Origin of the sequence: Pseudomonas sp. ChxA (assembly GCF_030263855.1) — a bacterium.
Classification (GTDB): Bacteria; Pseudomonadota; Gammaproteobacteria; order Pseudomonadales; family Pseudomonadaceae; genus Aquipseudomonas; species Aquipseudomonas fluorescens_CB.
Genome location: NZ_JARPMK010000001.1, coordinates 4590784 through 4602688, shown reverse-complemented (window position 1 = coordinate 4602688; position 11905 = coordinate 4590784). Strand labels below are relative to the sequence as shown.

Here is an 11905-nt window from a genome sequence, read left to right as displayed (position 1 = left end):
CATGGATTTTCAATTCATCCTTGCAATGATTCTATTCATATCGACTTTCGTTTTTTCGGGACTCACTTTATACGCCGAGTGCACAAAGCTCGAAGCCCTGGAAAGCTACTTCAGCGAAAACGAGGTGGTCTGCGCCAACAAACGGTTTTGGGGCAGAAACAAGCACATCGACAGGTTTCATCGCATGCTCGTGATCAGTGACCTGTTGGGCATGCCTAAATTTCACATCAAAAGAGGCGAGGTGACCGAGGCAGAGGTGGCGGCCGTCCCCGTGTCCCTCAAGCGTTGGGCGGTGTGGCCGTATCATTTTGGGATGGTATGGTTTGCTGGCTGTATCCTCTGGTCCATCTTGTATGGCTGGTAGCCTGCGGCCATCAGATCGTTCCCGCGTTCTGCGTGGGAATGCAGCCTGGGACGCTCTGCGTCCCGCTCACAACATTCAAGTTTTGCGCAGCTGTGACGCAGAGCGTCACGGGCTGCATTCCCACGCGGGAGCGTGGGAACGATCTGTTAGCGCATATGCAAAATAATCGGGCTGCTGCTTGCCGGGTCCGTATGCCCGCGCAGCTTGTTCACCGCCGCAGCGTCCACCGCGCCGCCGTTGTTGCCCCATGTGCCGCGCACGTAGCTCAACACCTGGGCGATTTCCTGGTCGGACAATTGCTCGCGGAACGCCGGCATGCGGTACGCATCCGGCACGCCGGCGGTCACGATGCGTTGCGAGCCATTGAGGGTGATGTTGATCGCCGAGGCGCTTTCCTTGGCCAAAGCTGAGGTGGCACCGGCCAACGGTGGCATCCAATCCGGCTGGCCTTTGCCGTCCAGGCCATGGCAGGAGGCGCAGCGGGTGGCGTAGGTGTGGGCGCCCGGAGCGCTTGTGTCGAGCGATGCCGTTTGGTATTGCCACGGCGAACCGTCACGCTGCGGATCCCCAGGTAACGACTTGAGATAACGCGCAATGGCCGCCAGATCGTCGTCCTGCATGAACTGCGTGGAGTTGTTAAATGCCTCGGTCATCGAGCCATACACCACCGCGTGTTTATTACGCCCGGTCTTGAGGAACTGCACAATCTCCGGCTCGCCCCAACGGCCCAGGCCGGTGTTGTGGTCCTGGCGCAGGCTCGGTGCATACCAACCGTCGAGCAGGGCGCCGGCGAGGAACGGCGCGCCGGACTCGTCCAATGCCTTCTCGTTAAACGCCAGCCCACGCGGCGTGTGGCAACTGCCGCAGTGGCCGGGGCCTTGGACGATATAGGCGCCACGGTTCCACAACGCGTCCTGCTCGGGTTTGGCGGCATAGGTTTTAGTCGGCGCGAACACGCCGTTCCACAGCGCGATGGGCCAGCGCATGTTCAGTGGCCACGGGATGCTGCTGGGGATGTTCGGCTCGCTGGCCGGTTGCACGCTTTGCATGAAAAACGCATACAGCGCACGCATATCGTCGTCGCTGAGTTTCACGTAGGACGGGTAGGGCATGGCCGGGTAGAGCCGTCGCCCACCCGGCGCCACACCGTGGCGCACGGCACGGTCGAAGTCGGCCAGGCTGTAGGTGCCGATGCCGACGTTCTTGTCCGGGGTGATGTTGGTGGCATGGATGGCGCCCAGCGGCGTGGCCATCTCCAGGCCGCCGGCAAACGGCGCTTTGCCCGGCAGGCTGTGGCAGGCCACGCAATCACTGACGCGGGCGACGTATTCGCCACGGCTGACCAGTGTCGGGTCGGCGGTGGCGTTGGCCTGTTCAAACGGCGAAGCCGGTTGACGGGTGACGTACCAGGCCAGCAGGCCGGCGGCGACCGCGCCGGCCAGCACCAGCCAGCCAGCGGTTCTAGCCAATCGTTGGTTGTTCATAGGCGTTCCTTGTCGGTCAGGCGAAGGTGTAGCGGCTCAAGGGCAGACTGCGGATGCGCTGGCCGGTCAAGTGCGCCACCGCATTGGCCACGGCAGGCGCCACTGCGGGTAGCGGCGGCTCGCCGATACCGCCCATCTTTTCGCCGCTCTCGACGATCTTTACGTGCACCTTGGCCATCCGCGAGGGTGGCAGGATCGGGTAAAGGTCGTAGTTGCGCGCCCGTGGTTTACCGTCCACGTACACCGCTTCTTCCACCAACGTTTGTGACAAGCCCAACGCTACGGCGCCGTTGACCTGGGCCTCGATGATCGCCGGGTTGACGATGCTGCCAGGGTCAATCGCTTCCCAGATGTGATGCACCTTGACCTGGCCGTTTTCGATCGACACTTCGGCAACCACCGCCGCATGCGAGCCAAAGGGCGAGGCCATGGCCACCCCACGGGCACGCCGGCTGCCGTCTTCGGCGGTATACGGGCCACGTTTCCAGCCACCGGACAACTCGCCCACCGCTTGCAGCAACGTGGTCAGGCGTTTGTTGTCGCGCAGCAGGTGCAGGCGCAACTCGTACGGGTCATGGCCGCCTTTGTCGGCCAGTTCATCGAGGAAGGCTTCGTAGAAAAAGTCATTCAGCGAGTTACCCACCGAACGCCAGTAGCCGAGCATGGTCGGGCCTTTGACGTAGATCTGGGCGATGCGTTTGTTGGGAATCGCGTAGGACTTGCCCGACAACCCTTCCAGGGCCGTCGGGTCGATTTTATCGCCCTGTTTGCCGGCGATGGCTTCGGATGGGCCTTCGGTGGCGCTCACGGCTTCGATGGCCACCGGCAAGCCTTTGTCATCCAGCGCCGCGCGGAACTTGACCACCGCGACCGGGCGCAGCACATCGCGCAGGAACTCTTCTTCGCGGCTCCAGATCAGCTTGACCGGGCGGCCCACGGCCTTGGCCAGCGCGACAGCCTGCGGATACGGGTTGGCCGAGTCATACAGGAAGTGCCGGCCGAAAAAACCGCCCAGTAACGGCGAGTGCAGGGTGATCTTCGACACATCCAGCCCGGTGCGCTTGGCGATATCGGCGCGGAACATGTCCGGCGCCTGGTTCGGCAGCCAGACTTCCAGCGTGCCGTCCGGGTTGTAGCGCGCCAGGGCCGATGGCGGCTCCAGTTGGGCATGGTTGACGTATTGGTTGTGGTAGGTGGCTTCGACCTTGGTCTTGGCGTTTGCCAGTGTGGCGTTGACGTCGCCTTCGTTTTCTTCGTCGCGGGCCGGGCCTTGCTGGGCGGCAAGGAAGTCACGGTATTTGTCGCTGGAAAAGTCTGCCGGCATGGCGCGCACTGTAGAGTCGGCTGCGGCTTCCAGCCATTCGACTTGAATAGCTTCTACTGCACGCTTGGCGTGCCACCAGCGCTCGGCCACCACGGCCACGGCGCCAGGCAGTTGATGCACTGAGTGCACGCCTTTCATGGCTTCGACCTGGGACTGATTACGCAGGCTGCCCACGGTCATGCCCAGGCGCGGCGCATGCTGCACGGCGGCGTGGAGCATGCCGTCGACCTTGAGGTCGATGCTGTATTGCGCCTTGCCAGTGGATTTGTCGTAGGCATCCAGGCGTTTGACCGGCTTGCCGATCCAGCGGAACTGGCTCGGATCGCGCAGGGTAATGGTGGACGGGTCAGGTACCGGCATGTCGAGGGCGCGACTGGCCAGTTCGCCATACCCCAGCGAGCGGCCCGAGGCGGCGTGTACTACGCGGCCGGGGATGGTGGTCAGTTGTGCGACCGGCACGCCCAGTTGCTCGGCGCCGGCTTGCAACAGCATGGCGCGGGCGAGGGCGCCCAGGCGGCGCATGGTCGGGTAACTCATGCGCACCGACATGCTGCCGCCGGTGATGCGCATGCCGTTTTCCATCACCACATAGGCATCGCCCGGTGGCGCGGCCTCGACGATGAAGGTGGCGGGATCGGCGTCCAGTTCTTCACCGACAATTTGCGCCATGGCGGTGTGGGTGCCTTGGCCGCCTTCCATAAAGGGGCTGAGCAGGCGCACCGTGCCGTCCGGGCGAATCTCCAGAAACGCCGGCACTTGGGTGCCGCGTTCCGCAGGGTTGGCGGTGGCCGCGAATGCGCGGCCGCTACCCAGCGGCAGGCCGAAACCAATCACCAGTGCGCCCACGGCGGTGCTGGCCAGAAAACGCCGGCGCGACAGGTTGACCGGGTCGCCCAGGGCCACGTCAAGCAGTTCGTTGCGCGTGTTCATCAGGCGCGCTCCTTCTGCTGGGCCAAATCCTGCATGGCGGTGTGGATGGCGTTATAGGTGCCGCAGCGGCACAGGTTGACCATCGCCGCATCAATTTGCGCGACCGTCGGCGCGGGCGTGTGCTTGAGCAGCGCCGTGGCCGCCATCACCTGCCCGGACTGGCAATAACCGCATTGCGCCACCTGATGTTCGACCCAGGCGGCGACCACCTGCTTGCCCACCGCATCGTCCTCAATGGCCTCGATGGTCGTGACCTCGCGGCCGACCACACCCGCCACCGGCGTGACGCAAGAGCGCACCACATTGCCGTCCACCAGTACCGAACAGGCGCCGCACTGGGCCAGGCCGCAACCGTACTTGGTGCCGGTCATGCCGAGGTCGTCACGGATCACCCACAGCAGCGGCGTGTCGGCGTCGGCATCGACCTGGTAGGTCTTTTGGTTGATACGTAATTCCATGGCGGGTTCACCTGCTGATCATCGGTTGGTGTTGCTGAGCTCTTTTGAGCTCTTATAAGAATGGTGGGACTTGTGGCCCATCGTTGCACTCTAGACCACGGCGCAAGGGCTATCTATTCACTAGTCGATAAGTCGGAGGATCAGGCAAGTATTTCGCAGGAATGCACTACCCGGCCGCTTGATCGTTCCCACGCTCCGCGTGGTAACGCATCCTGTGACGCTCCGCGTCACGGCGTCAGAAAGCGGGACGCGGAGCGTCCCGGGCGGCATTCCTTTGCGGCGCGTGGTAACGATCCTATAGGCACTCCTTTGCGCGTAGGCAACTTCTGAACCGACCCGGCTCGCCGCACTTTTTTTGATTCTTCTGATCTACCCCTGTCACGACCCCGCTCATTCAGAGCGAGGCAGCAGAACCAGACCCGGTGCCGATGGATCGAACCTCAACTACTTTTATCTCCCGCTGGCCTTTGTTGTCAGCGGCTCTATTGGCCCTGTTTGCCAGCGGTTGCAGCCAGCAGCAGGGCCGCGATATCGCCAGCCAGTTCAGCAAGGGCAGGCCCGATGAGTTCTTCCAGACCAGCGTCGACCGTATGGCAACCTTGAGCATGCGCGACAACCTGCAAAGCCTGTATCTGCTGATGAGCAAGCTCTACCTGCGCAACCCCAGCCAGTGGCGCCAATCCGGTTACCCGGATGCGGTGAGCGCCGCGCGGGAAATTCGCCAGGCCATCGAGCAGCAGCAACCGCTGCCGGCCCTGGGCGAGCGGCGCGATCTCGCGGCCTTGAGTTACTCGTTGAGCCCGGATTTTAAAGGCGACCGGGTCGGCGCGTTTATCTACGCGATCGGCAGCATGCTGGTGACCGCCCACGGCGGCCGCACCCAGTTCTATATGACCGACTCGATCAACCCGCAGTTTGTCAGCAACGCCGCACGCAATATCGAGAAAGCCACCTGGCTGCTCAGCCAACGCCAGGACGCCAACGGCGTATTACTGCTGTTTTCCAACGAGATATCGGAGGAGGGCAGCAACCTCAGCTTTGCGGTCGAGTTCGGCAAAGTAGTCGCGCGCCTCGACCTGCTCGCGCAGATGCTCGATGAACGCTACCGACGTGTGGCGCTCAACTATGCGCAGAGTTTGCTGCTGATGAATTTCTTGCCCGTGCAGTAATGTAGGTACGGTATGTCCCTTTCAAGTGTAGGAAACGGCCTATCTTGAGTCCCCACACTTGAAACACCCCTCGGTGGGCAATAGCCTCGGGCTTTTCTCAACGGATGAGTGCCTACCTTGGGTAAGCGGAAAACGGTTTGGCCTACGGATCGCGAGGTTCGTCTGCGATTTATCCTCTATGCAGTGATCGATGTGGCAAGCGCCCAGGGGGTTCCTGCCGAGGTGTTACTGAGTGCACATAAACTGCTGCGCGATTCGCCGGCGGAGTCTCAGTTACGTAAAGCCCTGGCTGACATCCTGGCGTGCGATGAAATGGCGGGGTTCAGTTTCCCCTGGGGGTCTGAAGCGGATGATTTCATGCGCACGATCGAACCGCTGACGGGCGAGGCTGATTATCAGAAATTGCCCACGGGTTAGATCGTTTATTTCCTTAAGTGAGGTGGCAAGGCTTTAATCGCATATCCATCTTGGCGTTAACGCAGTGCCAGAAGCGGCTTTGCATGTCTTTGCATCGATTCGTCCGTGATCGCATACGGTGTCGCTGTATTGGTCACCCAAGCAAGCTCCCGAACAGCCATTTGTGCTGCTCTGCCGGCGTCTTGCGCCGTTGCTCGGTGGCTCTAGAATCGGCGCCAGAACTTAGCCATTTCCTGTCGATTACGGAGTTTCGAACATGATGAACGCAATGCAGATGCCGATGAACACGTCCATGCCAATGATGCCGATGATGGGCATGCCGATGATGATGGCGACCATGAAGTGCGAAATGGCGGGCGATGCCATGATGTGCACCATGAAGCCGGCGGTCGGTATGGACATGGCGCAGTTCAAGACCAATGCCGACATGATGGCGATGATGATGAACTGCGGCATGCCGATGATGATGCAGTGCGCAAACATGTCGATGCTGTGTATGTCGGCCGATGCCATGAAGATGATGGCTGACATGAACATGCCGATGATGACCATGGGCATGTCGATGCCGATGCCGATGATGAAATGCATGATGGAATGCAGCGTGATGGGCGACAGCATGATGTGCAAAATGATGCCGATGCCAGGCATGAGCATGGCCATGATGGAAAACTGCTGCATGCTCATGAACAAACTGATGAATGACTGCGCCATGCCGATGATGATGAGCTGCAACGGCATGCCGATGATGTGCTGCACCTGCTGACCGCTGCTGTGTAACACAGGTGCAAAAAAGCCCCGACTCGTCGGGGCTTTTTGCATTCAGTCCAGGCGTTCCGGGTAGGTGATAACCAAAAAAGCCACTGCCTCGCTGTCCGCCGGGTTGCGGTAGCGGTGGGGCTGGTCGGCGTAGAACAGGATCGAGTCGCCGGTGGAGAGCAAGTAGCGCTCATCGTTGACGCTGACTTCCAGTACGCCCTGGGCCACAACCAGGTTTTCCTGAATGCCGGGGCCGTGGCCGGCGGAAATTTCCTCGCCGAGCGCGCGCAGGCGGATTTCGTAAAATTCCGATTGGCGGGCGGTATCAAAGGGAAACAATGCACGGCTGACGAAGGCTCCGTCGGCACTCACCAGGCGTTTGCTCTGTTGCGCCGGCAATACCTCGACGCCTTCAAAGGCACGGTCCTCCAGAAAGGCCGCGACCGACACCTTTAAACCTTTGGCGATTTTGCACAGCACCTTGATCGACGGCACGCTGCGGCCGGACTCGATCTGCGCCAGCATCGCACGGCTCACGCCGCATGCGCGTGCCAGCCCGTCCAGCGAGAGGTGGCGTTTACTGCGCAAACGTTGCAGGTTCTGCGCCACGCACAGGCTGGTGTCGTCATCCTCAATCGCAGGTTTTGGCAGTGCTTCGGCTGATTCGGGCAGTACTTGTAAAAAATTCATCGGCGTTACGCCCGGCGCGTATCACTGGCGGTTGCGGTGTGGGCGGAGAACACCGCAAGCCCCGCGCGTGCCGCGTACATGGCCCACATCAGCTCGGCCGCGGCACGCGCCTGGCGGCGTTTGCGGTGGAGGGTCAAGTCAATAACGCTGGCGGATGTGTGCATGCTGGGATCTCGTGGGCGACTCAATGAGCCCACAGTAATGCGTGCTGGTTATTTCTTTAAATACTGAGTTTGCATGTGTTAATGCGATTTTGGACTTAGAAAATAATCTCGGTCCGATGCTGTTGTGGGAAGGGTCTGGTCCGTTAATTAAGCGTGACCTGGTGGGCCTGCCTGGCTTCCCATCACTGTTCGCGTGATGGCCCAGGCTTTTTCACGCCCCCGAATTCCAAGGATTTACCCCCATGTTGTTGCGTCAACCCCCACTGCTGTTTGCCGCCCTGACCCTCAGTTCACTGGCGCAAGCCGACACCCTGCAACTGGCACCGGTCGAAGTCTCCAGCAGCGAGGCCAGCGCCGCCGAAGTGGCCCAGGCGCAGCTCAAGAGTGTGCCTGGCGGTACTAACTTCATCGATATGAGCAGCGTGCAGCAGGGTCGCGTCAGCACCAACGAAGACGTGTTCAAGTACCAGGCCGGTGTGTACGCCAAGGCGGCGAATAATGAAGGGGTGAAGTTGTCGATCCGCGGTTCCGGCCTGAACCGCAGCCCCGGCTCCCACGCCTCGGGCCTGTATGAAATGCTCGACGGTTTGCCGCTCACCGGCCCCGGCGGCACGCCCTATGAACTCAAGGACCCGCTGTGGCAAAGCCGTGTCGAGGTGCTGCGCGGCGCCAACGGTTTTGATCAGGGCGCCCTGGCCCTGGGTGGCTCGGTCAACTATGTCACGCATACCGGCTATGACGCGCCGAAGTTGCAGGTGCGCTATGAAGTGGGCAGTCGCGGTTATGCCCAGCGCGAGATCAGCTCCGGCCAGGTGTTGGGCGACGCCGACTATTACATCAGCCTCACCGACTCCGAATCCGACGGCTACCAGCACCAGAGCGCCGGCACCGGCAAGGGCATCGCGGCTAACTTTGGCTACCGCTTCAACCCGGACCTGGAGACGCGCTTCTATTTTCGCTACCGCGAAACCACCAATGACAGCCCCGGCAAGCTGACGCGCTACCAGATCAGCCATGACCCAACCGCCGCCAACAGCCTCAACGCCGTCCGCGACTCGAAACGCCTGCAGCCGGGCTCGACCTGGATCGCCAACAAGACCACCTTGCAGCTCGATGACAGTTCCCGTGTCGAGGTGGGGCTGGCCTACCACGATTACCCGATGGATTTGCGCGAAGGGCTCAATCGCCTGAAAGTCGCCTACACCGATGTGAGCGGCACCCTGAACTACATCCGCCAGGACAGTTGGTTTGGCCACGACAGCAAAACCACCGTTGGCCTGCGTACTACCCAGGCGATGCCCAACAACGGCGCCTCGGAATATGTGCGCGTACCTTCGAGCAACCCAGCCACCTATTACGCCCCGGGCACCAAGACCCGCGACTACAGCTACCTGGGTTCCGACACGGTGCTGCATATCGGCAACGAACTGGAACTGGCGCAAGACCTGTGGCTGACCACCGGCCTGGCTGCGATCTACACCCGCCGCGAAACCCAGGTCAGCTACCCCGAAGGGCAGGCACCGCTCAGCCAGCATGATTGGGACTATGCACCGCGTATCGGCCTGCGCTATGACTTCACCCCGCAGTTGCAGGTGTACGGCAACCTCAGCCGTTCGGTCGAGCCGCCGCACGCGTGGTCGATGATCTGGGGGTCCAACAAGTACTTTTCGGGAGGCCCCGCTAACGGACTGGCCCGCGAAGGCGTGAGCTTGCGCAATCAGACCGCCACCACCCTAGAGATAGGCGGGCGCGGTGAGCAATGGTTCGGCCAGTGGGACCTGGCGCTGTATCGCTCCGAAGTGCGTCACGAACTGCTCACAGTGGAGACCCAGGCGCAGACACAGGCCAGCAGCGCCGTCGTCGCCGAAGCCAACGCCAGCCCCACCGTGCACCAGGGCGTGGAGTTGAGCCTGCTCAGTCCGTTGTGGGACGGTGGTGGTAATGGCCAGGTGGCCCTGCGCCAGGCCTACACCTACAGCGATTTCCACTACCGTGACGACGACCGCTTCGGCGCCAACACCTTGCCGGGCATCCCCAAGCATTACTACCAGGCGCAAGTGCGCTACAGCCACCCGACCGGTTTCTACACCAGCCTCAACACCGAGCATGCTTCACGGGTGGCGGTGGATTACGCCAACTCTTACTACGCCGCCGCGTACACAACCCTGGGCGCCACCTTCGGCTACGACGCGCCGAAACAAGACTGGCAAGCCTGGGTTGATCTGCGCAACCTCACCAACTGGCGTTATGCCAATACCGTCACGCCGGGTTATGACGACAAGGGGTTGGATATGGCGCGCTCCACACCGGCCGACGGGCGCGGTATCTACACCGGTGTGTCATGGAGCTGGCGTTAAGCCAATTTAACTGTCAGCTAGGTCTAACTGTGGGAGCAGGGCTTGTGGGGAGCTGGCTTGTGGGGAGCTGGCTTGTGTGGGAGCTGGCTTGCCTGCGATGCAGGCGCCTCGGTCATTCAGTTAAACTGAGGTGATGCCATCGCAGGCAAGCCAGCTCCCACATGGATCACCTCCCACATGGATCACCCCCCACATAGACCACCTCCCACACAGGCCCGCCCACAACACCGGGCCACCTCGAGTGGCCCTTGCCCCGCCACAGTTTTACTGGCATTGTTCGCGCAATTGGTAATATTTCCCATTTGAGAAGTTTTTGCGCATGCATGACATTCCGGCCGCGCCGGGCGATTGCGCCCGTCAGCAGACCCTTACGGCGATGTACAGCGAGCACCATGGCTGGTTGCACGGCTGGCTGCGCAAAAAACTCGGGTGTTCCCAGTACGCCGCCAACCTGGCCCATGATGCGTTTATCCGCGTGTTGATGCTGGCCGAGCCGCACACCATCAAGGAGCCTCGTGCCTTTCTCGCCACCACCGCCGGGCGCCTGTTGATCGATGGGGCGCGGCGCCGAAGCATCGAAAAGGCCTACCTGCAAGCCCTGATGGTTCAGTGCGAAGACGCCGGCATGCCCGACCCGGCCGCCATCCACGTGGCGCTGCAAGCCCTGGAGCGCATCGCCGAGATGCTCGCCGGCCTGCCCGCAAAAACCCGTGAAGCCTTCCTGTTAAGCCGCCTGGACGGGCTGACCTACAGTGAAATCGCCGCACGCCTTGAGGTGTCACCCAGCACGGTCAAAAACTACCTGTCCACCGCGCTGGTGCATTGCTACCACAGCCTGTACGCGGCGGACCCGTTGCCGTGAGCTCCGAACAGATCATTCAACAAGCGGCGAATTGGCTGACGCGGCTGCACGGCGAAGACATCAGTGAAGCCGAGCGCCACGCCTTCAACACTTGGTGCCAGGCCGACCCGCGTCATGCCGTGGCCATTGAGCGTATGCGCTCGCTGTGGGGTGGCTTTGATACCTTGCCCGCGCAACCGGCACGTATTGCCTTGAATCGCGCCTTTGCGCCACGACGTTCGCGTGGGGTGCAGGCCTTGGGTGTGCTCGGCGTAGTGCTGTGCGGCTGGTTCGGTGTGCAGCACATGCCGGTGTGGATGGCCGACCAGCGTACCGGCGTCGGCGAGCGCCGCCAGGTCGCCCTCGAAGACGGCAGCCAGTTGCAGCTCAACAGTAACTCGGCGGTGGACGTGAAATTCGACGGCCACCAGCGCGTGATCGAACTGCTGCAGGGAGAGCTGTGGGTTGACGTGGCCAAGGACGCGCAACGGCCATTCGTGGTACGCACCGATCAAGGCACGGCCACGGCCTTGGGCACGCGTTATCTGGTCAAGCGTGCGGCGGACGGCAGCACCCTGGTCACGGTGATCGAGTCCACTGTGGCGGTCAAAGGTGACACGGGCGAGGGCGTCAAGGTCACGGCCGGGCAGCGTGCGGTTCTTGATCATGGCCACGCGGGGCCTGTACAGGCGACCACCAGCGCCGACCCGGATGCCTGGACGCGTGGCCTGCTCAAAGTCAACGACCAACCGCTGAGTGAGGTGCTGCAAACCCTGGCCAGCTACCGTCACGGCTTGGTGCGCTTTGATCCCCAGGCGTTGAAAAACCTGCGCGTTTCCGGGGTGTTCAAGCTTGATGACACGGCAGCGGCGCTCTCGGCGCTGGCCGACAACCTGCCGATCCGCGTGGAGTACTTTACCGATCTGATGGTGGTGGTCAAACCGCGCTAGA

The 11905-nt window shown here is 61.7% G+C and carries 12 protein-coding genes; 6 read left to right on the top strand and 6 right to left on the bottom strand.

Annotated elements, in window-relative coordinates; translation table 11 throughout:
• The first annotated feature begins 1 nt into the window (after position 1).
• The gene (locus P5706_RS20360) at positions 2–364 is read left to right on the top strand and encodes a hypothetical protein (protein ID WP_285681288.1); all 363 of its coding nucleotides are present in this window, start codon (positions 2–4) and stop codon (positions 362–364) included.
• A 146-nt stretch (positions 365–510) separates the two neighbouring features.
• On the opposite strand, the gene P5706_RS20355 is transcribed toward P5706_RS20360, so the two are convergent.
• Genes P5706_RS20355 through P5706_RS20345 form a run of 3 tightly spaced genes read right to left on the bottom strand, consistent with a single transcriptional unit; the run spans position 511 to position 4560 of the window.
• Positions 511–1848 (bottom strand): c-type cytochrome, encoded by a 1338-nt coding sequence (locus P5706_RS20355; protein WP_285681285.1) that lies wholly within the window; start codon positions 1846–1848, stop codon positions 511–513.
• Positions 1849–1864: 16 nt separating this feature from the next.
• Positions 1865–4102: a xanthine dehydrogenase family protein molybdopterin-binding subunit gene (locus P5706_RS20350; protein ID WP_285681283.1), complete on the bottom strand. Its 2238-nt coding sequence runs from the start codon at positions 4100–4102 to the stop codon at positions 1865–1867.
• Positions 4102–4560 (bottom strand): (2Fe-2S)-binding protein, encoded by a 459-nt coding sequence (locus tag P5706_RS20345; RefSeq protein ID WP_285681280.1) that lies wholly within the window; start codon positions 4558–4560, stop codon positions 4102–4104. The genes P5706_RS20350 and P5706_RS20345 overlap by 1 nt, the downstream gene beginning before the upstream one ends.
• Before the next feature lie 428 nt (positions 4561–4988).
• Between P5706_RS20345 and P5706_RS20340 the strand changes: the two genes are divergently transcribed.
• Together P5706_RS20340 and P5706_RS20335 are read left to right on the top strand one after the other, a co-directional pair.
• On the top strand, positions 4989–5729 hold the full coding sequence (locus P5706_RS20340; protein WP_285681278.1) for a hypothetical protein: 741 nt from the start codon (positions 4989–4991) through the stop codon (positions 5727–5729).
• Between the two features lie 117 nt (positions 5730–5846).
• The gene (locus P5706_RS20335) at positions 5847–6146 is read left to right on the top strand and encodes a hypothetical protein (protein WP_200433589.1); all 300 of its coding nucleotides are present in this window, start codon (positions 5847–5849) and stop codon (positions 6144–6146) included.
• A gap of 240 nt (positions 6147–6386) precedes the next feature.
• Here P5706_RS20335 and P5706_RS20330 read toward each other — a convergent pair whose 3' ends face one another.
• From P5706_RS20330 to P5706_RS20320, 3 genes are all read right to left on the bottom strand, one after another.
• A complete protein-coding gene (locus P5706_RS20330) occupies positions 6387–6902 on the bottom strand; it encodes a hypothetical protein (RefSeq protein ID WP_285682789.1) in 516 nt (171 codons plus the stop codon).
• A 63-nt stretch (positions 6903–6965) separates the two neighbouring features.
• Entirely contained in the window at positions 6966–7592 is a 627-nt protein-coding gene (locus tag P5706_RS20325; protein WP_285681275.1) for a helix-turn-helix domain-containing protein, read from the bottom strand.
• Between the two features lie 5 nt (positions 7593–7597).
• Complete coding sequence (locus tag P5706_RS20320; protein WP_285681272.1) at positions 7598–7756, bottom strand: hypothetical protein; 159 nt, start codon at positions 7754–7756, stop codon at positions 7598–7600.
• A 242-nt stretch (positions 7757–7998) separates the two neighbouring features.
• On the opposite strand from P5706_RS20320, the gene P5706_RS20315 reads away from it, so the two are divergent.
• The 3 genes from P5706_RS20315 to P5706_RS20305 all read left to right on the top strand — a co-directional run bounded on the left by P5706_RS20315 (position 7999) and on the right by P5706_RS20305 (position 11904).
• The gene (locus tag P5706_RS20315) at positions 7999–10113 is read left to right on the top strand and encodes a TonB-dependent receptor family protein (protein ID WP_285681270.1); all 2115 of its coding nucleotides are present in this window, start codon (positions 7999–8001) and stop codon (positions 10111–10113) included.
• A gap of 319 nt (positions 10114–10432) precedes the next feature.
• The gene (locus P5706_RS20310) at positions 10433–10975 is read left to right on the top strand and encodes a sigma-70 family RNA polymerase sigma factor (protein ID WP_285681267.1); all 543 of its coding nucleotides are present in this window, start codon (positions 10433–10435) and stop codon (positions 10973–10975) included.
• Positions 10972–11904 (top strand): FecR family protein, encoded by a 933-nt coding sequence (locus P5706_RS20305; RefSeq protein WP_285681264.1) that lies wholly within the window; start codon positions 10972–10974, stop codon positions 11902–11904. The genes P5706_RS20310 and P5706_RS20305 overlap by 4 nt, the downstream gene beginning before the upstream one ends.
• Position 11905 lies beyond the last annotated feature (1 nt).

Bases quoted from the DNA above. Each gene is read 5' to 3' on its own strand.
- P5706_RS20340 (WP_285681278.1), top strand. From the start codon at position 4,989: ATGGATCGAACCTCAACTACTTTTATCTCCCGCTGGCCTTTGTTGTCA.
- P5706_RS20320 (WP_285681272.1), bottom strand. From the start codon at position 7,756: ATGCACACATCCGCCAGCGTTATTGACTTGACCCTCCACCGCAAACGC.
- P5706_RS20350 (WP_285681283.1), bottom strand. From the start codon at position 4,102: ATGAACACGCGCAACGAACTGCTTGACGTGGCCCTGGGCGACCCGGTC.
- P5706_RS20345 (WP_285681280.1), bottom strand. From the start codon at position 4,560: ATGGAATTACGTATCAACCAAAAGACCTACCAGGTCGATGCCGACGCC.
- P5706_RS20360 (WP_285681288.1), top strand. From the start codon at position 2: ATGGATTTTCAATTCATCCTTGCAATGATTCTATTCATATCGACTTTC.
- P5706_RS20325 (WP_285681275.1), bottom strand. From the start codon at position 7,592: ATGAATTTTTTACAAGTACTGCCCGAATCAGCCGAAGCACTGCCAAAA.
- P5706_RS20315 (WP_285681270.1), top strand. From the start codon at position 7,999: ATGTTGTTGCGTCAACCCCCACTGCTGTTTGCCGCCCTGACCCTCAGT.
- P5706_RS20310 (WP_285681267.1), top strand. From the start codon at position 10,433: ATGCATGACATTCCGGCCGCGCCGGGCGATTGCGCCCGTCAGCAGACC.
- P5706_RS20355 (WP_285681285.1), bottom strand. From the start codon at position 1,848: ATGAACAACCAACGATTGGCTAGAACCGCTGGCTGGCTGGTGCTGGCC.